30 protein-coding genes and 2 pseudogenes are annotated in these 25,696 nt (G+C 39.4%); 3 read left to right on the forward strand and 29 right to left on the reverse strand.

What is annotated here, in order from left to right:
* Positions 1-100: 100 nt before the first annotated feature.
* The 8 genes from ACIFPW_RS12915 to ACIFPW_RS12950 form a co-directional block, all read right to left on the reverse strand.
* A complete protein-coding gene (locus tag ACIFPW_RS12915; RefSeq protein ID WP_226615180.1) occupies positions 101-739 on the reverse strand; it encodes an SDR family oxidoreductase in 639 nt (212 codons plus the stop codon).
* An 82-nt stretch (positions 740-821) separates the two neighbouring features.
* Positions 822-1,172, reverse strand: a complete 351-nt coding sequence (locus tag ACIFPW_RS12920; RefSeq protein ID WP_430244953.1) for a GGDEF domain-containing protein — start codon at positions 1,170-1,172, stop codon at positions 822-824.
* A gap of 153 nt (positions 1,173-1,325) precedes the next feature.
* Complete coding sequence (locus tag ACIFPW_RS12925) at positions 1,326-1,889, reverse strand: LytS/YhcK type 5TM receptor domain-containing protein (protein ID WP_430244806.1); 564 nt, start codon at positions 1,887-1,889, stop codon at positions 1,326-1,328.
* 171 nt (positions 1,890-2,060) lie between these two features.
* Positions 2,061-3,164: an NADH:flavin oxidoreductase gene (locus ACIFPW_RS12930; RefSeq protein ID WP_430244808.1), complete on the reverse strand. Its 1,104-nt coding sequence runs from the start codon at positions 3,162-3,164 to the stop codon at positions 2,061-2,063.
* A 261-nt stretch (positions 3,165-3,425) separates the two neighbouring features.
* The gene (locus tag ACIFPW_RS12935; RefSeq protein WP_430244810.1) at positions 3,426-3,893 is read right to left on the reverse strand and encodes a divergent PAP2 family protein; all 468 of its coding nucleotides are present in this window, start codon (positions 3,891-3,893) and stop codon (positions 3,426-3,428) included.
* A 181-nt stretch (positions 3,894-4,074) separates the two neighbouring features.
* A complete protein-coding gene (locus ACIFPW_RS12940; RefSeq protein WP_430244812.1) occupies positions 4,075-4,446 on the reverse strand; it encodes a VOC family protein in 372 nt (123 codons plus the stop codon).
* A gap of 129 nt (positions 4,447-4,575) precedes the next feature.
* Positions 4,576-6,507, reverse strand: coding sequence for an endonuclease MutS2 (locus ACIFPW_RS12945; protein ID WP_430244814.1), 1,932 nt, complete (start codon positions 6,505-6,507; stop codon positions 4,576-4,578).
* Positions 6,508-6,919: 412 nt separating this feature from the next.
* Positions 6,920-7,687, reverse strand: coding sequence for an SDR family NAD(P)-dependent oxidoreductase (locus ACIFPW_RS12950; protein WP_430244816.1), 768 nt, complete (start codon positions 7,685-7,687; stop codon positions 6,920-6,922).
* A gap of 196 nt (positions 7,688-7,883) precedes the next feature.
* On the opposite strand from ACIFPW_RS12950, the gene ACIFPW_RS12955 reads away from it, so the two are divergent.
* Entirely contained in the window at positions 7,884-9,236 is a 1,353-nt protein-coding gene (locus ACIFPW_RS12955; RefSeq protein WP_430244818.1) for an alanine/glycine:cation symporter family protein, read from the forward strand.
* Positions 9,237-9,274: 38 nt separating this feature from the next.
* Here ACIFPW_RS12955 and ACIFPW_RS12960 read toward each other — a convergent pair whose 3' ends face one another.
* From ACIFPW_RS12960 to ACIFPW_RS12990, 7 genes are all read right to left on the reverse strand, one after another.
* Entirely contained in the window at positions 9,275-11,029 is a 1,755-nt protein-coding gene (locus ACIFPW_RS12960; protein WP_430244819.1) for an ABC transporter ATP-binding protein, read from the reverse strand.
* Positions 11,030-11,249: 220 nt separating this feature from the next.
* On the reverse strand, positions 11,250-11,885 hold the full coding sequence (locus ACIFPW_RS12965) for a nitroreductase family protein (RefSeq protein WP_430244821.1): 636 nt from the start codon (positions 11,883-11,885) through the stop codon (positions 11,250-11,252).
* Between the two features lie 116 nt (positions 11,886-12,001).
* On the reverse strand, positions 12,002-12,502 hold the full coding sequence (locus ACIFPW_RS12970) for a Crp/Fnr family transcriptional regulator (protein WP_194218848.1): 501 nt from the start codon (positions 12,500-12,502) through the stop codon (positions 12,002-12,004).
* Between the two features lie 71 nt (positions 12,503-12,573).
* On the reverse strand, positions 12,574-12,990 hold the full coding sequence (locus ACIFPW_RS12975; RefSeq protein WP_194218847.1) for an RrF2 family transcriptional regulator: 417 nt from the start codon (positions 12,988-12,990) through the stop codon (positions 12,574-12,576).
* A 70-nt stretch (positions 12,991-13,060) separates the two neighbouring features.
* The gene (locus ACIFPW_RS12980) at positions 13,061-13,411 is read right to left on the reverse strand and encodes an IDEAL domain-containing protein (protein ID WP_242057233.1); all 351 of its coding nucleotides are present in this window, start codon (positions 13,409-13,411) and stop codon (positions 13,061-13,063) included.
* 84 nt (positions 13,412-13,495) lie between these two features.
* The gene (locus ACIFPW_RS12985; RefSeq protein ID WP_430244824.1) at positions 13,496-14,503 is read right to left on the reverse strand and encodes an LLM class flavin-dependent oxidoreductase; all 1,008 of its coding nucleotides are present in this window, start codon (positions 14,501-14,503) and stop codon (positions 13,496-13,498) included.
* 218 nt (positions 14,504-14,721) lie between these two features.
* Entirely contained in the window at positions 14,722-15,483 is a 762-nt protein-coding gene (locus ACIFPW_RS12990) for a DeoR/GlpR family DNA-binding transcription regulator (protein WP_430244825.1), read from the reverse strand.
* Between the two features lie 282 nt (positions 15,484-15,765).
* Here ACIFPW_RS12990 and purU point away from each other — a divergent pair.
* Positions 15,766-16,636, forward strand: a pseudogene (purU, locus tag ACIFPW_RS12995) (formyltetrahydrofolate deformylase).
* A 43-nt stretch (positions 16,637-16,679) separates the two neighbouring features.
* Here the strand turns inward: purU and ACIFPW_RS13000 are convergent.
* The 5 genes and pseudogenes from ACIFPW_RS13000 to ACIFPW_RS13020 all read right to left on the reverse strand — a co-directional run bounded on the left by ACIFPW_RS13000 (position 16,680) and on the right by ACIFPW_RS13020 (position 19,080).
* Positions 16,680-16,766, reverse strand: coding sequence for a YjcZ family sporulation protein (locus ACIFPW_RS13000; RefSeq protein WP_136948892.1), 87 nt, complete (start codon positions 16,764-16,766; stop codon positions 16,680-16,682).
* A 119-nt stretch (positions 16,767-16,885) separates the two neighbouring features.
* Positions 16,886-16,990 (reverse strand): annotated as a pseudogene (locus ACIFPW_RS13005) (YjcZ family sporulation protein); the annotation flags it as partial.
* Between the two features lie 377 nt (positions 16,991-17,367).
* On the reverse strand, positions 17,368-17,985 hold the full coding sequence (locus ACIFPW_RS13010) for a flavodoxin family protein (RefSeq protein WP_194218841.1): 618 nt from the start codon (positions 17,983-17,985) through the stop codon (positions 17,368-17,370).
* Between the two features lie 110 nt (positions 17,986-18,095).
* A complete protein-coding gene (locus tag ACIFPW_RS13015; protein ID WP_194218840.1) occupies positions 18,096-18,398 on the reverse strand; it encodes an EthD family reductase in 303 nt (100 codons plus the stop codon).
* An 85-nt stretch (positions 18,399-18,483) separates the two neighbouring features.
* Positions 18,484-19,080, reverse strand: a complete 597-nt coding sequence (locus tag ACIFPW_RS13020; protein ID WP_430244828.1) for a TVP38/TMEM64 family protein — start codon at positions 19,078-19,080, stop codon at positions 18,484-18,486.
* A gap of 355 nt (positions 19,081-19,435) precedes the next feature.
* On the opposite strand from ACIFPW_RS13020, the gene ACIFPW_RS13025 reads away from it, so the two are divergent.
* A complete protein-coding gene (locus ACIFPW_RS13025; protein WP_430244829.1) occupies positions 19,436-20,722 on the forward strand; it encodes a hemolysin family protein in 1,287 nt (428 codons plus the stop codon).
* Between the two features lie 54 nt (positions 20,723-20,776).
* Here the strand turns inward: ACIFPW_RS13025 and ACIFPW_RS13030 are convergent, their stop codons facing one another.
* From ACIFPW_RS13030 to ACIFPW_RS13070, 9 genes are all read right to left on the reverse strand, one after another.
* Complete coding sequence (locus ACIFPW_RS13030; protein ID WP_430244831.1) at positions 20,777-21,556, reverse strand: sulfite exporter TauE/SafE family protein; 780 nt, start codon at positions 21,554-21,556, stop codon at positions 20,777-20,779.
* 56 nt (positions 21,557-21,612) lie between these two features.
* Positions 21,613-21,840, reverse strand: coding sequence for a sulfurtransferase TusA family protein (locus ACIFPW_RS13035; protein ID WP_194218836.1), 228 nt, complete (start codon positions 21,838-21,840; stop codon positions 21,613-21,615).
* A gap of 16 nt (positions 21,841-21,856) precedes the next feature.
* Complete coding sequence (locus tag ACIFPW_RS13040) at positions 21,857-22,978, reverse strand: MBL fold metallo-hydrolase (protein WP_430244833.1); 1,122 nt, start codon at positions 22,976-22,978, stop codon at positions 21,857-21,859.
* 80 nt (positions 22,979-23,058) lie between these two features.
* Positions 23,059-23,622, reverse strand: coding sequence for a sulfurtransferase TusA family protein (locus tag ACIFPW_RS13045; protein ID WP_430244835.1), 564 nt, complete (start codon positions 23,620-23,622; stop codon positions 23,059-23,061).
* Between the two features lie 20 nt (positions 23,623-23,642).
* On the reverse strand, positions 23,643-23,951 hold the full coding sequence (locus tag ACIFPW_RS13050) for a rhodanese-like domain-containing protein (RefSeq protein WP_430244837.1): 309 nt from the start codon (positions 23,949-23,951) through the stop codon (positions 23,643-23,645).
* 11 nt (positions 23,952-23,962) lie between these two features.
* Entirely contained in the window at positions 23,963-24,322 is a 360-nt protein-coding gene (locus tag ACIFPW_RS13055; RefSeq protein WP_404683267.1) for a rhodanese-like domain-containing protein, read from the reverse strand.
* A 12-nt stretch (positions 24,323-24,334) separates the two neighbouring features.
* On the reverse strand, positions 24,335-24,814 hold the full coding sequence (locus ACIFPW_RS13060) for a DsrE/DsrF/DrsH-like family protein (protein WP_194218831.1): 480 nt from the start codon (positions 24,812-24,814) through the stop codon (positions 24,335-24,337).
* A gap of 53 nt (positions 24,815-24,867) precedes the next feature.
* The gene (locus tag ACIFPW_RS13065; RefSeq protein WP_194218830.1) at positions 24,868-25,128 is read right to left on the reverse strand and encodes a metal-sensitive transcriptional regulator; all 261 of its coding nucleotides are present in this window, start codon (positions 25,126-25,128) and stop codon (positions 24,868-24,870) included.
* A gap of 138 nt (positions 25,129-25,266) precedes the next feature.
* Complete coding sequence (locus ACIFPW_RS13070; RefSeq protein WP_226615201.1) at positions 25,267-25,635, reverse strand: YidH family protein; 369 nt, start codon at positions 25,633-25,635, stop codon at positions 25,267-25,269.
* Positions 25,636-25,696 lie beyond the last annotated feature (61 nt).

The following is a 25,696-nucleotide window of genomic DNA, read 5'->3' on the forward strand; positions in this document are numbered from 1 at the left end:
ATTCAATTTTTACTATAGCCCATTAAGAAATTCAATTAGTAACTTTCTCCAACGTAAAAGAGAGACTTAACATAAGTTAAGTCTCTCTAGATAACTGCTCTTACAATTGACCGATGGCATCACTTATCGATTGATCACCATTTAAAACTTCAAATGTTCGGTTAAACGTATGCTTGTTCTCCAAGACTTCAGTAAGAACAGCAGCCACATCTTCACGTGGTATTTCACCAGATTTATCTTCAAGTGTTTCGGCTGCTCTAATTTGTCCTGTTCCAGGCTCATTTGAAAGACTACCTGGACGAAGAATAGTATAAGTTAAGTTTGTTGCTTTCAAGTGCTCATCGGCACGTTTCTTCGCATGTAAATAAGGCTTCATATTATCTGGACCTTTTTCAGGATAATCAGATCCAACAGTACTTAGCATGACAAAGCGTTTAATTCCTTGTTGCTTCGCTTCATCAACTGCTTTAATCGCACCTTCCTGGTCAATCATAATGGTTTTATCTGCGCCAGTGTGCGGTCCTGAACCTGCAGCGAAGATAACCGCTTCACATCCGTACAGCGCTTGTGAGAAATCTTTTTCAAGATCGCCAAGCACGGTTTTACCGCCTGCATCTTCAATCGCCTTAACTTGATCTGTATCGCGAATCATACCAACTGGCTCATGACCGCGTTCTGCTAATTTTGTAATTAAATGTGTTCCTACTTGTCCGTTTGCTCCAATAACGAGTACTTTCATGACAATTCGTCCTCCTTTAAAATCCTTAACACTTGTTATATTCCGCAAATTCATCTTTTTAAACCAACGAATGTGCAAAATGCTAAAAGCATACTTCGTTTCGCCCATTTTTCTTCGCTCTGTAAAGAGACTTGTCTGCTCGTTCAACGGATGCCATTAATGGTTTTTCAAGATCGAGTTCAGCTAATCCAATTGAAACAGAAACATCCTTTATTTCGTCTCCCATCTCGGTCATAAATCGCTGCTTACTTAAATTGTGCTGCAAATCCTTCATGCGATCATATGCCTCATCTTTCGTTGATGCTTCAAGCATGACAATAAACTCTTCTCCTCCGTATCGTGCAACGAGCCAATTATCGCTTTGATCTGAAAGGAACATTGCAAATTCAGCCAAAACGCGATCCCCGTTAAGATGACCATATTTATCATTAATTTGCTTAAAAAATCAAGATCAAGCATGGCTACCATTTTTATCAAATGAGTCTCCTGAGCTTTCGCTTTCTTTAGAAAACTTCTCAGATTAAGTAATCCGGTCAGAGAGTCGTGTTCAGCATAAAAGCGAAGTTGCTGACTCATCTCAAGATTATTAGTGCTCATTTGAATAAAGAAATACATAATTAGGGCAGATAGCTGAAAGGAGATAAACCGTATTAAATAAGAATAGAGCGTGATGTCTTCTGAAATGATATAGCCAACGATCGCATCTGAAATAAACCAGATGCCAACAAAATAAAAAAAACAGCTTCAAATATGTGAGGTTTCGAAAAAGCTTCTGTCGTACTAGCATTGTTACAACTGTTGGGATTAACAAGGTGAAAAAGATCTCTAAGTAAATAAAGTCACCTGGAAAAGCGAATCGAGCTAGTGTAATGATTATGAGCACGGGAATGCCATATTGATACCCATGGTACAGAATTAGTATTACCATAGGAATGGTTCGTAAATCATATAGATACCCGTCTAACGATACCGGCAACATATAAAGGAAAATAATACCGATTGCCACAATGAATATGTGCGCGACAGCGACAACCTGACTCGGCCACCGCTTCTGAAAGGCAAGATAGTATACGCTTTGGATGCATAGGTGCATAAATAATAAGATGGAAAAGTTCGCTAATAAAGATTGCATCTGCCGTGTCACTTCCATAATCGTTATTTTTTAATCATTCTTACTTATAGATTTTACACCTATCTTAGCATTTTTGGAAAATAATAGAACGTTATTATCCTATGTATTATGAATAAAACCAAGTATCCCTCTTTCTAGAGAAATACTTGGTTTTATTATAAGCAGTCAGATAATGACCACTTCACATATTTAGTATAATTTTTGGAGAGCTTCTTTATCAAATGGTAATAAATCATCTGCGCGGCCATCACGTACTTTGCTTACCCATTCAGGGTCCATTAATAATGAGCGACCAATTGCTACAAGATCAAACTCTTCACGATCAAGCTTTTCAATCAAACCATCAAGACTTGTCGTATTTGCTCCAGCAAAGCTTGTAAATTCTCCATCTAGTCCGACTGAGCCTACTGAAATAACCGGCTTACCAGTTAGTTTCTTCGTCCAACCAGCTAGATTCAATTCGGAACCTTCAAATTCAGGCTCCCAGAAACGACGTGTTGAGCAGTGGAAGATATCTACTCCAGCTTCAACGAGCGGCGTTAGGAACTGTTCTAATTCCTCAGATGTAGTCGCAAGCTTCGCTTTAAAATCGTTCATTTTCCATTGAGAAAAACGGAAAATAATCGGGAAGTCTGGCCCCACTTTACGACGGCAGGCTTCGATAATTTCTACAGCAAATTGAGTTCTCCCTACAAGATTGCCGCCATAGCGGTCAGTCCGTTTATTTGTCTGCTCATAGAAAAATTGGTCGATCAAATAACCATGTGCTCCATGAAGTTCAATCGCATCAAAACCAAGTCGCTTCGCATCTGCTGCTGCATCTGCATACGCTTCAACAAGCTGTTCCACTTCTTCTGTTGTCAAAGGCTCGTTTACCTTCTCACCAGATAGTGCTAGACCTGAAGGACCAACTGGTTGTGCCTCTTCGTTTGGCAGTTCGCCCATTTTTCGAGTCATCCCAACATGCCAAAGCTGAGGTGCAATTTTACCGCCAGCTTCATGGACTTCTTTCACAACGTTTTCCCAGCCTGCTAGTGCTTCTTCACCGTGAAAGACAGGAATACTCGCACCTGAAACCGATGAAGGATGGTTAATCCCAGTTCCTTCTGTCACTATTAGCCCCACCCCATTTTCTGCTCTACGGCGATAATAAGCAGCTACATCTTCACCTGGTACGTTTCCTGGTGAAAAGCCTCGAGTCATTGGCGCCATAACTGTGCGATTTTCTAAAGATAATTTTTCACTATTGAACGTTCTAAATAACGCTTCAGTTGTTTTCGTTGTATGTGTCAATTTATTTCCTCCTCTAACCTGTTTGCATTCATTATTATTTCAAAATCATTCTCCAAAAGAAAGAAATCTGTTTATGTAATGTGCTGGTGATCCGATGATTCCTGTAGAAAGCTATTAATTCCGCGATACTTAGGATATTTCCGCGAAAAGTCGATTTTTTCCGCGATAACTGAAATATATCCGCGATTTTGCGATTATTTCCGCGATCTGCCAATTCACGAAAAAAATCATAGGCGAAGCGCCTATGATTTCCTCTCTCTACTACTTATTCTCATATTTAGCTGAAAGAAAGCCTAAAGCTGACCCTAATATGGCTCCACCTAGGACCTCAACAGGTTGATGTCCAAGAAGCTCTTTCAACTCTTTTTCCCTTTCCACAAATTCCATGCTAGGGTAATCTCCAGAGATCGTCGCTAGATTATCCTCTAGATCGTTTACTAGAGCAGCAATTTCTCCTGTATGACGCCTAACCCCCTGGGCATCGTACATAACAATCACACCGAAAATAGTGGCGAGAGCCGTTTTTGTATGACGAGATCCTTTATTTGAAGCAATGTAAGAAGTAAGGGCTGCAACACCAGCTGAATGCGAACTAGGCATTCCACCCGTTGTCGCAACTTGCTTCACATCCCATTCTCCTTTTAACACCTTATGAGTTAGGATCTTCAAACCCTGAGCAATCGCAATTGAGGAAACTGCTGTTAAAATTCCTCTGTTCATTTTTTGCATCTCTCTCATCCTCCACTTTGCCATCTTTTCTGCCTGAGCAGAATGTTCTATTAGATGCATTACCCTTTAGGAAGGAATTTTACGCAGAGAATTTTTTTTAGGAAATCTACCACGCTTACATTCAAATTTCTTTCATGCAATCAAAGAAATCTTTAGTAGCTGATACAATCGATTCTCGATTTCATCTATGCTGATCAACAAGAATGGGATTGCCATCAGGGTCTTCTATTGTAAAACTCGTTGGCCCTTCACTTGATTCATCCGCTTCAGAAAGAATATTCACTCCGTTTTCTTTTAGCTGCTTTTGGAGTGTTCGAATATCTGTAAACACTTCAAGATTTTCAGCGTTCTCATCCCAACCTGGATTAAACGTTAGAATATTTTTGTCAAACATCCCTTGAAACAGACCAATGACGGTACTGTCATTCTTCATAATGAGCCAATTTTGAGAAATATCTCCTCCAAACGATTGAAAACCTAATTTTTCGTAAAAATGCTTTGAGGCTTGGATATCCTTTACACTTAAACTTACAGAAAAAGCTCCGAAATTCATAATTATACCTCCTCATTATCGTTTCTATAAAAGATTCTTCTCTATTCCCTCCTTTACTACCTTCTTTTAATTGGATTAAGATAAGGTTACTTATAGTGTGGTTCCAAACTAGAATTTTTTCTTTGCTTTTCAATACTCTTCATAATCAATTTTCACACCATCAATATGCTTGCGATTCATCAATTTCTTTTTCTTTCTGTTCTCAACAGTTTCAAATAGTATATCAAAATCATAATTCTCCGGATAAAGCTCGCTAGCAGGCAAGAGTAACTTTACACGCTTCGTATGAATCGTTTCTTTTTGGCCATTTATCATTACAATCAAATTCCCAAAATCGTCCATTGGTTGATAAACGATTCCTTTCTCTTTCAACGAAGGGATCGCTACACTATCTCCAATCGAATAATTCTCAAAAATCTTCTCGACCTCCACTTTTTTCTGGCTTCGCGGTTTCTCTACTTTTTTACTTTTTAGCTGCTGCTCATAGTGCCAGTGATCTTTTTGGTTGAACCCTTCTCGATAGGATTGCTTTTCTTGATACGTGATTTCATGAGCTCGCTCAATAATATTCGGATGCATACCAAGACGTAATGCGATGGCAAATGCCTGACTTTCTCCTGGAACACCCATCCGTAGTTTAAACGTTGGGCGCAATGTCTCTGGATCGAACTCCATTGATCCATTCTCAAAATCTGGATGAGCTGAAGCGAAATTTTTCATTTCACTATAGTGTGTTGTGGATAGAATAGTTGACCCCAGACGATTCAATTGTTCTAAAATAGAAACGGCAATACCCATCCCCTCACCGGGATCTGTACCCGAACCAAGTTCATCCAGAATAACAAGAGAATCCGGCGCTGCTGCTTGTAAAATGGAAATAATGTTCGATATTCGAGAAGAGAAAGTACTCAACGATTGTTCAATGCTTTGTCCGTCTCCAATATCAACTAATATTGATCCAAACATCCCAAAAACAGAAGACTCATCAGCAGGTATGTGTAAACCACATTGCACCATCATTGAAAGAAGCCCGACTGTTTTAATTGATACGGTTTTCCCACCAGTATTGGGACCGGTTATCACAAGTCCTTTATATGCTTTCCCTAACTCAAGGGAAAGCGGTACAGCCTCATGAGAGAGTAAGGGATGACGACCATTTTGTAACTCAAGTATTGGCTCGCTTGATAGCTTTACTTGATCGCCATCAATCGCTACACTATATTTCGCCTTTGCAAAAATATAATCGTAGTGTGTCATTGTTTCAATGTTGATTGAGATCTCTTGCGCATATCGCTCCACTTCTCCAGTTAATCTGCTTAGAATTCGCTGTTCCTCCAAGTATTCATCTGCCTTTACTTCATTTAATTCCATTTGAACTTTACGAACTTCTTCAGGTTCAATATATACAGTCGAACCGCTTGAAGATTGGTCATGAACGGTTCCTTTTATTTGATTCCGATATTCTTTCTTCACAGCGACAACATAGTGGCCATTTCGATCGCTGATGATCGTATCCTGAAGTGCTTTCCTTTTCGAAGATGAACGCAGAAGATGATTCAGTTTTTCTTTCACTCGTTCTTCATAAACGGTTATTTTCTTTCTAATTCTCCCAAGCTCCTTACTCGCTGCATCATCAATCTCACCATTTCTGATCGCTCGTTTCAATTCTTCTTCAAGATCCGTAATCTCATAAAGAGAATAGATATAAGTTGAAATTGTAGGCGCCAGCCATTCTTTCCCCGTCATAAACTGTTTCAGTTTCCGGCCGCTTTCGATTAAATCAAGCACAGTTATCAGCTGATCTGGCCGTAAAGGAACACCTTTGTTTAATTGTTTCATCACCTGGATAATGCCATGAAGACCATGAAGAGGGACGCTTGAGCTTTTCTTAATAATTTCTTTCGCCTCTGTCGTTTCATTTAATCGATTTTGCACAACCTCTTTATCGTGCAACGGTCTCATTTTCTGGATCTCACTTTTTGCTTCTTCTGAAAGGGCATAGTGAGCTACTTCGCTTCGAATTTTATCAAATTCAAGTGTTACCATAGTTTGTTCGTTCAATATTCTTCCTCCTCAATTCGTATATGTTCAGGAATCTTAAGAAAAACTTCCATTCAATTAACATACTTGTCACTTCCTTTCCAACAAAAAAAGAGCTACGTATGAACACAGGTTCATACGTAGCTCTTCTATAAAAGGGTAGACGACACCCATTTCCCATGCTAAAAAGCATACAAAAAGCTGCGCACAGAGCGCAGCTGGAATGGTTGTTGTCATTCTTGAGCTTTTCTGTGTTCTTAACTAAATTGACAGAAGGCATATTTAAATAAGCATAGAATACATGCTACTTTAAAAGCCAATCCATCTATAAAATTACGTTAGTTAAGAATCACCGATAACATAAAATTTGCCCCTTTTACTTTTCAGGTTACATTTATTATAAATGGGAATCGTTGTTCTTTCAAGTTGCTTTTTAGAAAGCGTGTGAAGTCGTTCCGCCATCAATAACAATATTTTGTCCGGTCGTATAGCTCGCATACGGTGATGCAAGAGATAAAAAGGCTGGAATCAATTCATCTAACCGACCTACTCGATGCACCGGATTACTTCCGTTGATTTTATTTAAAAGAATAGGATTCTCTAATGCTTTTTCGTTAAACGGCGTTTTAATAAAGCCAGGACTTATCGCATTAACAGTGATCCCGAGTGGGGAGAGTTCCTGTGATAACTGTTTTGTTAATTGCACTACAGCCGCTTTACTTGGGCCATACGGGGTGGAAAATGGAAGTCCAACTTCACTTGCCATCGATGCAATGTTAATAACCCTAGATCCTTCGCCATCTTTTAAATCAGGGAGAACTGCTCTAGTCATCATATAAACTGATTTCACGTTCGTTTTCATCACATCGTCCCATTCATCCGGTTCAAGATCTTCAATTGTCTTTCGAACAGTTTTCCCAGCATTATTAACGAGAATGTTAATTGTCCCTATGCTTTCATGAATGTCACTTATGATTTGCTGAATACTTCCCTCATTCGTGACATCTCCTACAAATGCAACGACTGATCTATTTGTTTCCTTACTTATTTCTTTTGCTGCATCTTCAAGAACTTCTTTTGTTCTACCAACAATGGCCACAGTAGCTCCCGCTTCGGATAGAGCACGTGCAATTGTTTTACCAATGCCTCTGCCTCCACCTGTAACGACGGCCACTTTATTTGTGAAATCAAAATACTTCATCTAGCATCCTCCTCTACTTTATCTACCATACAAAATATTCTTATTTCCATCCATTAGAGTGCTTCAAAGATGATGTAAAAACCTTATTTGTATCATTATTCGACAGCATCCTAAAAAAATTATTTTGTATTTGAAAGGTAATTGTGGTAATTTGTTAGAATATTTAGTATTAAGATACATAAAGGAGGAGTTCTTATTGGAAGCAGCATTAAATAACATTAGTGGATTTGTATGGGGTTGGCCTCTGCTCGTCCTACTTGTGGGAACGGGTATTTACCTCACTATTCGCCTTGGGTTTCTCCAGTTTACCATGCTTCCATATGCGTTGAAGCAAGCCTTCACGAAGAAACAAGATAAAAACGCAGAAGGGGATATCTCTCACTTCCAGGCTTTGATGACGGCACTTGCCGCTACGATCGGAACGGGAAACATTGCCGGTGTCGCAACGGCTGTTTTTGTTGGTGGGCCTGGTGCGGTTCTCTGGATGTGGATCAGTGCTCTCTTTGGAATGGCAACGAAATACGCTGAGGCAATCCTTGCTGTTAAGTACCGTTCGGTGAATTCAAATGGTGAAATGTCCGGTGGGCCGATGTACTACCTTGATAAAGGACTTAATATGAAGTGGCTTGGGATGACTTTTGCCTTTTTTGGTGCTTTCGCAGCTTTTGGAATTGGAAATATGGTACAGTCCAACTCGGTAGCAGATGCTGTCGCTACTTTCGGGATCGCTCCGTGGATTACTGGACTTGTCCTAATGTTCTTTACTGGAATGGTTATTCTCGGTGGAATTAAAAGCATCGGTAAAGTGACGGCTTACTTTGTTCCAGTTATGGCCTTATTTTATGTTATTGGTGGATTAGTCGTGATCTTTATGAATCTTAGTCTTGTTCCTGCTGCTGTTTCCCTTATCTTCTCAGACGCTTTTACAGGTGAAGCTGCTGCTGGTGGTGCCATTGGTGCCGTAATCCGTTATGGTGTAGCACGTGGGGTATTTTCGAATGAAGCTGGACTTGGCTCTGCGCCAATTGCGGCGGCGGCTGCTAAAACCGATTACCCAGGACGTCAGGCACTTGTCTCTATGACACAGGTGTTCATTGATACGATTGTTGTCTGTTCCATCACTGGAATCGCGCTCGTTATGGGTGATCTCTATGGTGGAGATTTGAACGGAGCAGCCTTAACGACAGCGACGTTCGAGAAATTCCTGGGTGTTCCTGGAGCGCTCATCGTTACAATTGGACTTATTTTATTTGCTTATTCAACTGTTCTCGGATGGTCCTACTATGGCGAAAAATGCTTCTCTTATCTTTTTGGAGACGCGTCGATTAAATATTATCGTTTCGTTTTCGTATTGGCCGTTTTTGTCGGAACAACGTTAAAACTAAACGTTGTTTGGCTTCTTGCTGATATTTTCAATGGCTTAATGGCACTACCAAACTTGATTGGACTTCTCGGTCTTTCAGGAGTTGTTGTCGCTGAGACAAAACGCTTCCTTGAAAAAGTGAAGGAAGAAAAAAGAGAAGCGCATTCAACGGGTGTATCTAATTAATACTTAAAAAAGGTGTCGGGAGATCCCGACGCCTTTTCTTATAAACTTTCTTCAATTTGAAACTGTTGCTGAGCAAGCTCTTTATAAAGACGGCTTGTCATATATAGCTCTTGATGTGTGCCCTGATCTGATACAATACCGTTTTCCATAACTAAGATTTGATCGGCATGAACAACGGTCGAAAGACGATGAGCAATAACAATCGTCGTACGTCCCTTCATTAAATTGTTCAACGCACGTTGAACCTGAACTTCTGACGTACTATCAAGACTAGATGTAGCTTCATCCAACAAGAGAATGTATGGATTTCGAACAATCGCTCTTGCAATTGCAATCCGCTGTCGCTGCCCACCAGAAAGCTTGATTCCTCTTTCGCCAATTTCTGTATCAAAACCGTTTGGAAGATCTTGAATGAAAGGCAGGGCATAAGCTTGCTTTGCTGCCTCTTCAATTTTCTCATCCGAAACATCTTCTTCTAGCCCATAGACAATATTCTCTTTAATGGTTCCTGCTATGAGCGGACTTTCCTGAGAGACATATCCAATTTGCTTCCGCCATGAGACAAGTGAAAAGTCATGAATATTTTTTCCGCCAAGTGCGATTTCACCTTTTTGAGGTTGATAAAATCGTTCAATTAATGAAAATGTAGTCGTTTTACCGCTACCACTTGGACCAACTATTGCAGTGATTTTACCGGGTGGTACTTCAAAGGAAGCCTTTTTCAACACAAGTTCTTTCCCATAGGAAAATTCAACGTTATGAAATGAAAGCAACTTTGCTGGATCTTCAACTTCATCTCCGCTCAGTCGTGCTTCACTATCATGATCAAGTAAAAATTGCAGACGCTCTGTTGCGCCCATTGCTTTTTGGATTGCTGTTAAGAACCTTGCCATTGAGCTGAATGGAATAATGATTTGAAAAAGGTATAAAAGAAAAGCGACAAGCTCTCCAGCTGATAGTTCTCCTGTTGATACGCGAACGCCACCGTAGCCTACAATGACTACGAGAACCCCCATTAACAATAACGTCATAAGAGGCATAAGAAGGGCATAGATTTTCGCTTCCTTCATGCTGTAAGAGAAGACATTTTTAATGCCATTTTTCCCATTCTCTTCTTCCACATTCTCTGCCATCGAGAATTTCACAAGACGAACTTCTGATAATACTCGTGTGATTGTTGCTGTAAACTTAGCCGTTTCTTCCTGCAATCCCTTTGATACTTTATACATTCGCTTTCCGATAAAACGAATCCCAATCATCATAATAGGGACAACAGCAAGTAAAATAGCTGTTAATTTCCAATCAAGGTATAGTAATATCCCAATAGAACCGACAATCGACAGCGTACTCGTTAACAAACTAATTAAATGATTCGAGACAAGATCTTTTATTACTCCAGTATCATTCACAATACGACTTGTCGTATCCCCAACCCTATTGCTGTCAAAATAAGATATTTGAAGAGAAAGGACTTTCTTCATTAATCGCTCTCTCAACCGAGCTACCACTGTCTCTCCTATATACAACAGGAGGTACATAGATAAACCAGAGAAGATCGCCTGAACAACAAAGGCAGCAATTAATAATGTAATAACTCCCGAAGATAGCGAGCTACCTGAGAGCTGATCAACTAGATTTTTCGTAAAAAATGGCACGATTAATCCAGCTACGGTTCCAATCATACTCAATGCAATAGCAAGTGCTACAAGAGACTTTGAAGGATTTGTATCACGAATTAATTTTGATAGTCCGCGCCAATTCATTTTTTTCTCCGTATTTGCTTTTTGTTCCATTATATTCCCCCTTACGATCTCTCCTTAGTATACCTTGTCTTATCGTTAAATCAGAAAACGGAATGGAAATCATTCCGACGTTTCATTATTTCTCAAATACACACTCGCTAGAAACACTATGAAAAATAAGTATAGTGAGGCTATTGCGTTTGGCTATCAAGACTTTGTTAAGACAGAAAAAAAGGAAGGGACAGTGCCCTTCCTTTAACATGATTTAAGATTAGAAGCTTTCTTTCACGACAACACACTCAAGTGGGAAGCGAGCTGTTCCATGCGCTTCAACAGCTGCTTTACCAACAGAAATAAGCATTGTTGGTACATAACGCGAAGGAATGTTAAACTCTTCTACAAGGGCAACTGGATTAAAACCACCCATTGCCACCGTGTCATAGTCTTTTGCTTTTGCAGCAAGCATCAATTGCATTGCAGCCAATGAGCTATTCTTGATTGCTTCGCTTAAAGCAAAGCCTTCTCTTTCGTAAGCGCCATTGATTTGGCTAACAAGCGTTTCTTTTATAGCATTTTCCATGAATCCTAATTCAACTGCCTGGCCATAAATTTCTTCAGCATGTAGATTTGCTTCAAGGTCTCCTAGAATAACAATAGTAGCAGAGCTATCTACGATTTGTTGCTGATTAAAAGCAATTGGAAGTAGCTTTTCTTTTTGCTCATCACTTTCAATAACAAGGAACTTCCAATGTTGAAGGTTCCAAGAAGACGGAGCTTCAATCGTAGCATTTAAAATCTCATTCATAACTTCCTCAGGAATTTCGATTCCTTTCTCAAATTTCCTTACAGAATGACGATCTTTCATAACATCTAGAACACGATTGTTCTCTTGTATACTAACAGACATCGTTTGTTTCTCTCCTTTTTCTATCCATAAAATTTCTCTCTATTGATGGTCTAATAACCTATCTCACCCACACTATAATGTAACATATATCATTACAGTTAGAAAACAAAAAATCATTAGCAATTGTGGCAGTATCTTCCCTTTTTGCTAGTATTTTTATTAATCAAATTCTGAAATCCGTTTTTAACCTGCTTCACAAAAGAAGTTGCTGTGCGTTCAGGAAAATCAATGATTAATTTTAATCTTGATAGCTCCGTTGTTAGTTTAATTGCTAATTCAGGGTAAGCCAGATACAAAGCACGATAGGACGTTTGATCAAGTTGAATGAGCTCAACATTAGTTATTGTTTTTGCATACAAGTTTTGATGTACAAAAATAGAGCGATTGCCCAAAACATCATTCGGCCCAAGAACTGCTAGAGACTCATTCATGTTATCCGCATGATAAATGGCAATACTACCACTTTTAATAATATATACATCGCGATTTGTATGTTCTGGCTTTATCAAAAATCTTCCGTTGTTTCTCTTAATTAGCTGACCGGATCTTTCTAATCGATTCCAATCTTTCATATTAAGCTTGCTTCCTTCATTTCTTACCACCAGACCTGTACTCATGTCTGCTCACCCCCAATAATTTTATTGAAACTTTTTTTGTTACAGTTAAGATATAAAACAAAAACAATTACTTATAATTGTTTTTGTTTTAGGCTTTGAATAATATCACGAATCGTATATTGTTTCAAGAATGCTGTTAAATGATTCTCAGCATCTGTGAAAATATCGCCCAGTACATTTGATAAATTCGCTCCCACAAGACAATACTGATTCGAATCAGGACACCTTGGTTGGAGAGTACCTATAGAGGTAAGGTTATAGATCTTATCAAGCGTGACATCTTCTACACGACAAGATAAAGTAAACCCACCTCCAGCACCCTCTTTTGAAACGATATAACCGTTTTTCTTGAGTAAACTAAGAATTTTTCTCATACGAACGGGATGGACAGAAGCACTTCCGGCAAGATAATCACTAGTTGCCATCTGCCCTGGCTTAATTGCGAGCAAAGCCAGACTGTGTACGGCGAGAGTAAAATCACTATTCAATTGCAGCGCCTCCCGACACTTTCTTCCACTTCCATCCTATCGTACTTCTTTTGTAGCTGGCAAGAAAATTTTAACAGGGAACTGCTTCCTCCGACTCGTGGCGAAGCTGCTTAAGTTGTGCAGAAAGTTCCATGAACCATTGTTTATCTTTCGTAATTAAAGAAACTTCAATAAGGTTTAACAAGAAGGATTCATCCTGTTCAAAATTTGGTTCCTCCAGCTGGGAAATACGATTCTGGAAAGTTTCGATTACTTTTCCTACAGTCTCAGGATTATCACATTCTAGAACAAATACTTTAATCGTTCCAAGATAGTTATTTACAGATTCGACATATCCATGAATTAGTTCATCATGGACTGACTTTCCTTTTACCCAATCACCTTTTTGATATTGAGTTTGTTGATGTAATTGATTCATCATCATTTACCTCCTTATTTGGAAGACTAGTTTGTGTTCCAACTGAGTCAAGGTATAGTGTAATTCTAATTATTACAGTTCATTTTGTCAAGAAAAGGGTTTCTCATCTATTTGAAATGCATCTGCAATGTGTTTATAAGACTTCAGTCGAGATTGAAAATCGTGTGTAATCGTATTAATGATCACTTCATCTGTTTGATAAGCATTTGCTAATTCTTCAATTTGTTTTTTTACCTGGGTCGGACTACCTACGATCATTCTTTTTCTGTTTTCCCGAATCCGTTCTTTATCAAACACTGTATATGGAAAGCTACGCGCTTCATCAGGGGATGGAAATCCGTCACCTGACTTTCCTTGTTCGATTAATAAGATCGATAAATCCAAACTAGATGCCAAATATTCTGCTTCTTCTTCTGTTTCACCACAAATGACAAATATAGCTACATTTGTTTTCGGTGTCTCGTTAAATTCAGATGGTACAAAACGAGAACGATATTTGTCAACCACATTCGTTCCACCATATCCATTAATGAAATGTGCAAAGGTAAACGCAAGTCCGCGCTGCGCTGCCATCATTCCACTTGCCCCACTTGATCCTAACAACCACATCTCAGGTGCCGTACTTCCAAGCGGTGTTGCTCGTACGTTCATTCTCTCAGGGTCTTCCCCTTTCAAATAGGCAGCTAGTTCGTTCACCTGCTCTAAATAGTTATCAATCCCCATACTGTTTCCCCCAGCGAGAGCTTTTGTAACATTCGGCATCCCTCCTGGAGCGCGTCCAAGCCCAAGATCAATACGATTGGGATTTAACGTTTCAAGCATACGGAAGTTTTCCGCTACTTTGTATGGACTATAATGTGGTAACAACACCCCACCAGAGCCAATCCTCATACGCTTTGTGTTCGCTGCCAGATGTGAGATCAGGACTTCAGGACTTGACCCAGCCAGACTCTTCGTACTATGGTGTTCTGAAACCCAGAATCGATGAAAGCCTAGCTTCTCAACTTCTTGTGCAAGTACTGTTGTTTCTCTAAGTGCTTCTGTTGGCGTATTGCCTCTTGATACAGGTGATTGATCAAGTACGCTTAACTTCATATTCTTTCCGCTCCTTTAATGTAAAAATCATCATTACAGTTTATCTTATCAGATGAAAAATTGTTGACCAATAAATATGCTTACTATTAGATGAACCTCTTCATACTAGTAGTTACCCTTTTAAGACACAAAAAAACGGACCGTCACGCCCAATTGGTTACGCCGGTCCATTCTTTAGAAAATCATAAGCTCTCTTTATATGACGTCATTGTAGAAACTTAAGTCTCTGCAACAACGAGCTTAACCTGATGTCGCCTTAGCATTTCCTGCACTTTCTCTTCAGGAATTTGATCCGTAATAATAAGATCAATATCTTCAAGATGAGCAAAAGTAAAAAACTCAGAACGATAGAACTTTGAATTATCAGCAAGAGCGATAACATACTGAGATTGTTGAATCATCTTTCTTTTCACCATTCCATCTTCTTCATGAGCAATGGTTAACCCCTGCTCTGATATTCCTATGACTCCTATAAAAGCAATATCTGCATTGTAGGTCGCCACCTTTTCGACTACAGCCGAACCATATAGGAAACGATGATCTTTCTCGAGTTTGCCTCCAAGAAGATGAATATCAATATGATTTCCGCTCGATAGAATATCTGCTTGATGAATGGAATTTGTAATCACTGTTGCTTGTTTTTCAATTAGAAATTCAGCGCATGACTGAACGGTTGTGGATGCATCAAGAATAACGACGTCACCTGCGTTAACATAGCCTGCGGCCATTTTGCCTATTCGCTGTTTTTCCTTTGACACAACTTTTAAGCGATCATGATAAGACTGGATCTCATGACGAAGCTGAGGAAGTACGGCTCCACCTCTTGTCCTCGTAACGGCTTCTTCTTCTTCAAGCTTCACAAGATCACGTCTCGCAGTGTCTCTTGACACTTGAAATAACTCGCAAATTTGATCTACGGATATTCTTCCGTGTTTTTTTAGATGATCTAAAATCGCTAGCATTCTTTCTTCTTGATACACTTCCTACACCTCATTTCCATGCACTTACATTATAAGTTTTCGTAAGTAATAAATCAATATTTATTAAGTGTTTTCGATTTTATATAAGTTTTTATAAGTAATTCTGCTTATTCTTATTATTTCCTCTTATTGCCCCATGATGATTTTTCGCATCATTACAATGGTAAACAAGATAGAACTTAAACAGTCAGTTCACAGAAAAATCCTAGACCATAAAATCCTTTTGCGCTTTACCTTGAAATAATGTATTATTGAAAATATTTACTAGATAAATGGAGGCTAATGATGAAGGGAAATTTAGATAAAGGCATTTTATTAATATCTTGCCCAGATAGAGAAGGAATTGTCTCAGCTGTCTCAACGTTTTTATTCACAAATGGTGCAAATATTATTCACTCTGACCAGCATTCGACCGATCCTGTTTTGGGACACTTTTTTTATGCGCATCGAATTTAGCCACCCTCAATTAAATGAACAATTAGGAGAACTTAAAAGAGCTTTTGAAGAAACGGCAGCTCCCTTTCAAATGGAGTGGTCCATAACGGCTTCTTCTAGAAAAACTCGTCTCGCTATTTTTGCTACGAAAGAAGATCACTGTCTTCAAGAGTTGATTTGGAGATGGCAATTGGGGGAACTACATGCGGAAATTGGAATGGTTATTAGTAATCATCTAGACTTTCAAGAATTAACAGAAAGCGCTGGGATCCCCTTTTATCATGTTCCAGTGACAAAAGATTCGAAAGCACAAGCAACAGCTGAACATCTTCATTTACTGGAAGAGCAACAGATCGATACGGTTATTCTTGCAAGGTACATGCAAATCATACCTGAAGAAATTATTAACCTTTATCACAACGACATCATTAATATTCATCATTCATTCCTACCAGCCTTTATCGGTGGTCACCCTTATCAACAGGCCTTTGATCGAGGCGTCAAGATTATCGGGGCAACAGCCCATTATGTGAATGCAAAGCTTGATGAAGGTCCAATCATCGAACAGGACATCACTCGTATTACTCACCGTTATAATGTGAACGATTTGAAAAGACATGGCAAAGACATTGAACGCATCGTCCTCTATCGCGCAGTGAAATGGCACCTTGAAAAGCGTGTTATTGTTCACGGCAACAAAACAATTGTTTTTCAATAATGTTCCATAAGAAAAAGCACCCGAATCGGGTGCTTTGCTTATTTTAGTAAGCCCATACTGCGCCAACGATAATCAAAAGAATGAACAATACAACGATTAGCGCGAAACCTTGACCATAACCGTAACTCATGCGTATCCCTCCCTTCATGCTAATTTAACAAGAAAGGTTTAGTAGCCATATCCTCCGCCGTAACCGCCGTAGCCACCTTTTCCGTAACCACCACACTGACCGCCGTAGTTAGCTCCACCAACTGCCGCAGCTCCAACGATAATCAAAAGAATAAACAATACTACGATCAACGCAAAGCCTTTACCGTAGCCTCCGCCATGCCCTTGCTCTTTTCCACCACTCATTAGAAAACCCCCTTTCCTGGAAGGTTACTAATACTATATGTCGTAAGAAAAAGAAGGATTAGGCTGGTGTCCATAGTTAGATAGAATTATCATTTCTACTTATTTGTCACGCTTAAATAATGCCTGCTACAGCAAGTAAAATAATGACAAGAAGAATGAAAAGAATCAGAAACAAAATCAGTTCATCCACTGAGATCCCCCCGTATTTGGTCGTTTAATAACATATGTGACTCTGGGCGCGCCGGTGAATTCGCGTTCTCGTTTTCCAATTCATAACCAGATCATCTTATTGAGATCTCGAATGAGCCGTCATTCAATAATCATTACCATAGCCTAAAAAATGCCCCTTCCTATTGGAAGAGGCTTAGCTCATTGCATTATTCCATCGTGTTCCCTTTAGCAGGAATAGGATTTTCATTAAAGATTCGTGCAAAATGAATTAAGTTATACGCCATTGTTTTCGCATGACCGGTAGAAAAGTCATTCTTTTGACCGTTCGCTTCGATATAAGAAGCGCCTGGTCCGGCTTCTCCAACCCAGTAAGCATCTACGTTTGGAGGAACGGTAATGCCAATATGAGAAAACCCGTATAGCACAGAAGCTGCTGCATGCTTAGCACCATCTTCGTTTCCTGTAATCACGACGCCGCCTACTTTATTGTAGTATAACGACTGCCCTTTCTCATTTGTTAATCCGCTTCCTCCGTATAATCGCTCGATTGCAAGCGTAGCGACACTACTCTTTTCACCTAGCCAGAGAGGAGTACCTAGTATGATAATATCCGCTTCTTTTACTTTTTCAAAAATAACTGGCCATTCATCTCCATGACCTTCATCTTCCGAAACACCATAAGCGATCTTATAATCGCTTATGCGAATGCTTTCAGATTCAATTCCCTCTTTCTTAAAAATCGCTTCTGCTTCTTGATAAAGAGCATCCGTGTTAGAAGTCGTTTCACTCGTTTTAAGAGAACAATTTAGAAATAGTGCTTTCATATTAATAAACTCCTCCTTCACCTTTGGTTATTCCTACCAACTATTTACCTCCTAGAAAAAAACTTAAACAAAAGAGCACTTGAAATAAGATCCAAGTGCTCTTTCCTTTGCTATTCTGTTATAAGTAATAATGGAGCCTCATTTAAGAACTTCATCATGTTTTGTCCATCTTCTGATACTTTTGCCCATGCCGGTGACTGCATTGCTTCTTCTAATTGCTCTTTTGAACTAAATTCAATAGTAGCTGTTAAGAAATAGTTCTTGTCTGTATTCATTGCTGCCGTCACATAGTTAACTTCAGCATTCGTAACGTTCGGAACATCCTTTACAAGAGCCATATGATTGTTCTCATAATAGTTCTTAAACTCATCGACATCTTTCGGTTCTTGATAAATCACTATGATTTTTGCCACTTTTCATCGCTCCCATTGATTTAGTTATTCATCTACATCATAAGGTCAGTGAAGCTGATAAGAAAGTAATATGCACCGCTAAAGTTTATACTGATCCGCTTAGCTTTTTTCGATTCGACCTCATTTTCCCGAATAGAAGCAGAACAATGATGATCGCACTTGCCCATATAAACCGCGTTTGGTACTTTTCTAAGTTCGCTAAATCATGACCTACAATTGTGTATAAAATGGTTCCAGGAATTTGACCTAGCGCAGTAGCTAACGCAAACGATCGAAATGAAATGCGACTTAACCCTGCAAGAAAGCTAATAAAATCAAACGATACAATCGGGACTAATCTGGCAACGAGTATTAAGAAAAAACCATTTTTCCCGCTGTACCGATTGGCCTTTTCAAGAATGTCGCTCTTCTTTGTTACTTTTTCAACAAATGCGGCTCCAAACCATCTTGCTAGCCAAAACATCACGAGAGCAGCTGCCATTCCACCTGACCAAGAAACGAGGAAGCCAAGTGGAATTCCAAAAGCGAGACCGTTAGCTGCTGTAATGACAAAGGATGGGAGCGGCGCGAGAATTCCTTGCGCAATCATTAAAGCAATACTAATAACGGGCGCCCATATTCCTAAGGAGCGAAAGTAATCAGCGAGCAGAGGGAGTGAATCAAGCGAAATAAATGAACGCATTTGAGCCAACCATGGTGGATTGATTAAAAAGATGATTATAATAACGATTAGGAGACATACTCCTATCCCTATCAAGGGTTTGGTGGACTTTTTCATAATTAACCCCGATTCTGAAAAAACTATAACATAAACGCTCACGATATCATTATCAGGTTGGTAAGGTATGGTCACAAAAATGATCATAGCATCTTATGAATGATAAAATCCATTTCTTACAACCTTGAGCGTTCAAACATTCTCATTGAGGTAGATTTTTTTTGTTTTACGTTACCCCAAAAGAGGAAAACATCGTTATAATAACGTTACAATAACTATTACATAGGAGGTGAACCCTTACAACTCTGTAAGGGCCTTATTGGAACTAATCAAAGTAATTGCTGTTCTATTGTTAATTGTATTAACGGCATTTTTCGTAGCATCTGAATTTGCGATCGTAAAAATTCGAAGAACGAGAATAGATGCACTTGCCAGTGAAGGAAACAAGAAAGCCAAAGCCGTTCAAAAGGTACTTGGTAACTTAGATGGGTATCTTTCAGCATGTCAATTAGGTATTACCATTACAGCGCTAGCTCTTGGTTGGCTTGGTGAAGAAACCGTTGAACAGCTTCTGCATCCTTTATTTGAGCTTATTAACCTTCCTGACTCAATCGCTACACCAGTTACGATTGCGCTCGCCTTTGCGATTATAACCTTTCTACACGTTGTTCTTGGTGAGCTTGCTCCGAAGACATTTGCAATTCAAAAAGCGGAAGCTGTTAGTTTACTTCTAGCTGGTCCACTTATCTGGTTCTATCGTATAATGTATCCGTTTATTTGGGCATTAAATGGTTCAGCTAGAGGCGTGGTAAAGTTATTTGGTCTTAAATCAGCGAATGAACATGAACAAGCCCATTCTGAAGAAGAACTTCGACTCATTTTATCTGAAAGCTACAAAAGTGGGGAAATCAATAAATCCGAAATGGAATTTGTGAATAATATCTTTGAATTTGATGAAAGAATGGCCCGAGAAATCATGATTCCAAGAACGGAAATGACCTGTCTATTTTTGGACAACACTACTGAAGAAAATCTTGAAATCATGAAGAATGGTAAATATACACGTTATCCTGTCGCTGATGGGGATAAAGATAAAATCGTTGGGGTCGTTAACATTAAAGAAATTTTAACACAGTACAAATGGGGCGAAGAGCTTATACTTAATGAATACATCCACCCCATTAATCACGTTATTGAAACTGCCCATATTAAGACACTACTAGCGAAAATGCAAAAGAGTCACAATCATATCGCGATCGTCGTCGATGAGTATGGTGGAACGGCCGGACTCGTTACAGTTGAAGATATACTTGAAGAAATTGTTGGCGAAATTCAAGATGAATTTGATTTTGATGAAAAAGCGCCTATACGAGAAGATTCAAATGGACAAACAATCGTCGATGGAAAAGCTTTAATTAGTGATATCAATGAGCTACTCGGAACATCAATTGATCATAAAGAAGTGGATACAATTGGTGGCTGGATCCTAACTCATGATATAGAACCGGAACAAGGAACATCATTTACCGTAGAAGGCTATCAATTTACAGTTCGTGAAGTTGATGGACATCAGATTAAAGAATTAGAAATTAAGCAACAAGTATAAGAAAAGCTGTCTCCTCAAATTGCATGTAGCAATGAGAGAGACAGCTTTTTCCGATTATGAGAGAAGGTCAATCCAAATCTTAATAGACGTTCCAAGAATTAGGGCAGCAAGCACCCATTGAAGAATTTTTGTATTGATCTTCTTACCAGCATTCGCACCAAGTGGCGAAGCAATTAAGCTTGCGACAATCATTATCGCAGCAGGAAGTAAAAGAACCTGCCCTGTTGCGAGTTTTCCAACCGTCGAACCTATCGAAGAAATAAACGTGATCGCAAGAGAAGATGCAATCGTCATCCGCGTCGGAATCTTTAGCACGACGAGCATGATCGGAACGAGAAGGAATGCTCCTGCGGCGCCAACGATCCCAGCGCCAATACCTACAATAAAGGCAAGAGCTGATGAAAGTAGTTTATTGAATTTCACCTGATCAAGCGGTATATCATCAATGCCTTTTTTCGGTATAAACATCATGACAGCTGCAATCGCAGCAAGCAGTCCATAGACGACATTGATTCCCTGTTCGGACAAAATGGTCGAACCATATCCTCCAATAAAACTACCGATTAGAATACTAACCCCCATGTAGAGGATCAATTGCTTATTAAGATAACCACCTTTACGGTAAGCCCAAACACCACCAATGGTTGCGAAGAATACCTGAACTGCACTAATACCAGAAACTTCGTGGGCACTAAATGCCGCAAAACCGAGTAGTGGTGGGATATAAAGTAGCATCGGGTATTTAATAATCGAGCCACCGATTCCAACCATTCCTGAAATAAAAGATCCAATAAATCCAATTGCAAAAATCGTTATTATAAAACTCAAATCCATCCTGTTCACCCCTTACATTAAAACGGAGGTACTTATTCAGTACCTCCTATCATTTACTAAGCTTTTTTAATCCAGAAATAGAACACGCCGTCTGTTTCTTCAGACTTCATTAGTTCATGACCACCTGATTTCGCCCATGCAGTAAGGTCACTTTGAGCTCCTTTATCAGTCGCTTGAACTTCAAGAACTTCACCTGACTCCATGTCTTTCATTGCTTTTTTTGTTTTTACGATTGGCATTGGGCATGCTAGCCCTTTTGTATCTAATGTTTTTTGTGCATCCATTTGTAATTCCTCCTTATTAGTTAACCGCACAGCGGTTTGGTCCAATTTCCATTTCTCTTTTTGTTTCTTCATCAGGGGTAATTTTCCCCATATTTGTTTCACGAATTTCCTGATAAGCATTAGGCTGTGGAGGAAGATTTTCGGTTACCATTTTTCTGAAATCTTCTTCCTTCTCCACATTTAGACCATCATTCTTTTGGTAAAGATCCTGGAGTTTTGCAGACACGGCTCCATTTTCATCAAGCTCAGCCATTTTTGAGAAGTGAGCTGGAAGAACAACTAATTCCCCTGCCATCTCTTTATACCGGTTATAAAGTGTTGTGCGAAGGTCAAGAACCCAATCTTCAGCTTTGCCAGCTAAATCCGGGCGACCAATTGATTCAACAAATAGAATATCACCAGTTAAAAGGTAAGCATCATTGATCATAAGTGACGTACTTCCGATGGTGTGTCCTGGAGGGTAGATCGGTTCAACTGTTACGTTTCCAATAGACACTGAAGTTCCTTCTTTAAGTGCTGAATATTCGAATGTTACTTCACCAGCATCTTCTTCTGGAAGGTAATACGTTCCATTTACCTGGTCAGCTAACGACTTCCCCCCAGAAATGTGATCTGCGTGAAGATGTGTGTCAAATGTTGCTTTAATCGTAAGACCTTTGTTTTCTGCAAAGGTTGTGTAATTCTCAATCATTCGATTCGCATCCACAATAGCAGCCTCTCCATTTGATTCAATCAAATATGAAAGACACCCTTTACCAAGGCGAACAAATTGATAGAGTGCTCCTCCCGGAAGATCGCCTACTTTAACAGGCTCAAGGTATTCACTCCATGCCTTCATTCCGCCAGAAAGATAAGATACATTCTCCATTCCCGCTTCAACGAGTTCTTCACCTACAAAGATCGAAGAACCTTCTTTTGCACATACAACTAGAATTTCTTTATCCTTTGGAAGCTTTGGCAGGATCTCTTCAACGCCGTCAATTAAATCGAAGTAAGGAACATTCATAGACGTAACAGATTCACCTTCGATTTTCCAATCGCCATAAGCTTCTTCATTTCTTACATCGAGAATAAAAAGCTCTTGCTTATTAATCACTTTTTTTGCTACTTCACTTGCATGTTTTTGTTTCAAATCCACCTCATATACCCCCATCCGTATTTATGATTCCAAAAAAAATTAAGTTGTACGCGGGGAAAAAATCCCCGCCCTTTTATCTTTTAAAGATCAGATGTAGTAGGACCATCCCACTCGGACATTCCTGGCACAACATTGATCACATCATAGCCATTTTCAGCTAACTTTTGAGCCGCAAGATCGCTTCTTGTACCTGTACGACAAACTACATAAATCTTCTTCCCTTTATCTAACTCTGCCATACGGTTATCTAAATCGCCAAGTGGCAAAGAAATCGCATTTGGAAGGTGACTGAACACATATTCTGCTGGCTCTCTTACGTCCACGATCGTCATTTCATCATCTGAGAGTTTAGCTGTAAGATCTGTATTTGAAATCACATGTGGGTGACTCTGCTCAAGTGTCGCCTCACCATCTGAAGCCTTACGAAGATAATGTTTCAAAACGTCACCTTCTTCAATTGTTCCAAGATAGTGATGCCCTACTTTGTCAGCCCATGCCTTAAGATCTGCTTTTGATCCTTTATCTGTTGCTAGAATTTCAAGAACGACTCCTGATTCAAGATCCTTCATCATTTTCTTCGTTTTCACAATTGGCATCGGGCACGCTAGACCCTTTGCATCGAGTACGTGATCAGTTTGTATCATTAGTCTACCTCCTGTAGTCGTTATTCTGTTACTCCAGTCCATTCAAGCATGCCGCCTGTCATATTTAACACGGAATACCCGTTTGATTTTAGAACCATAGAAGCCATGCTGCTTCTGCCACCTGACCGGCAGACGATAATATGCTCTGTATCCTTATCAAGCTCATTCATTCTTCCCTGTAATTCATTAACCGGTAGATTGTAGGCACCAGGAATCTTTCCTTCTGCCACCTCTTCAGGTCCGCGAACATCGACAATACTAATTGATTTATTTTCCTTCAACATGTTATTCACTTCAGTTGGCGTTACATCTTTTACATAACCAGACATTCTAATTCCTCCTATTTCCACATATTCATTCCGCCGCGAACATTCGATACAGACGTGAATCCTTGTCTCTTCAATTCTCCGCAAGCTTTTGAACTTCTCATTCCACTTTGACAAATCACGACGACTTCTTTATTAGGATCCAGTTCTTTTGTGCGTTTGCTAAGTTCGTTGAGCGGCATATTTTTAAATTGCTTCACTTTTTGACCTTTATATTCACCAGGTGTACGAACATCAATAAATTGAACATTGCGATCGCCAAACTTCCTTTTTGCTTCTTCAGAGGTGATCGTTGTTACACCTTTTCCTGGTCCTACCTTTTTATAAATGAACCATCCAGCTATCACAATGACAGCTATTAGCAAAAGTTCCATTCTTTTCGCTCCTTAAATGAAGAGATTGACGTTACCATCTTCAGCGTCGCCTAGATATGCAGCAACACCTGCATACTCGATTTCTTCTAGCAGCTCATCCTTTTGAAGACCTAAAAGATCCATTGTCATCGTACAAGCAACGAGCTTCACTTCCTGTTCTTGCGCAAGCTCAATCAGCTGCGGAAGTTCTGTTACATTGTGCTTCTTAATGACGTTCTTAATCATCTTCTTACCCATTCCACCATAGTTCATTTTTGAAAGACCCATTTTATCAGCACCGCGGGGCATCATTTTGCCAAACATTTTCTCTAGGAACCCTTTATTGACTTCAACTTGCTGATCTTTCCTAAGAGCGTTTAACCCCCAGAATGTATGGAAAATGGTTACCTCATGGTCATATGCGGCGGCACCATTCGCGATAATGTAGGCAGCCATTGCTTTGTCGTAATCTCCACTAAATAGGACAATCGTTGTTTTCTTTTGTTCACTCATTCTATTTCCTCCTCTTATACACCTAGGGGTATATAATGTGTTAAATTTTTTTATTATCGACTTCTTACTAAAAGATTAACAGCTTCCTTCACAACATCATCAGTAGATTCTCCCTGTTCAATCTGTTGGTGAAGACACTGTTCAAGATTTGAACTTACAATTAATCCAATCGAACGATCGATACCAGAACGAGTGGCAGAAAGCTGATTTACAATGTCTTCACAGCTTTTCTCTTGTTCCATCATCTGGATAACACCGCGAATTTGTCCTTCAATTCGCTTCAATCGATTCATAACTGCTTTATCGTATTGCATTTCATTTCCTCCTCACCTTATACCCTACGGGGTATAAAATCAAGTAAAAAAATTTATCTGTAAATCGAATTCGTTTGTGTTTTTTAATACCTATAGGGGTATTATAACGCACCTGTATGAAATGTCAACACCCTGGTTTTAAGAAAGCCAATTGATTTGAATAATAAAATACGTGGCGATCAGTGCAATCATTAATAACACTACTATAAGAAGAAACACAACAATCCATGAAGAAGAAGGAACCTCAAATTTCATAATGCGTTTTTTCGTTCGGTAGAACTGCACCGCTCCTCCAGCGATCGTTAATAATCCAAAAAATAAAGATGAGAAACTAATGAACACGGCGACCTGATCATCAGCTCTCTCTCCAGCAGCTCTAGTAAAATGTAAGCTTGCTGTTAGAAAACCAATACCAATGATCGCAATAGAAGTTCGAACCCATGCTAGAAACGTGCGCTCATTCGCTAATAACTGTTGCACACGTCCATCTGCCTTTTTATTTTCCACCCTTATTCACCTCACATGATCTGTATTATATACCCCTCGGCGTATGTATTCAATGTAGAAA

The sequence above is a fragment of the Pseudalkalibacillus sp. NRS-1564 genome (assembly GCF_050467905.1).
GTDB classification, from domain to species: domain Bacteria; phylum Bacillota; class Bacilli; order Bacillales; family Guptibacillaceae; genus Guptibacillus; species Guptibacillus hwajinpoensis_B.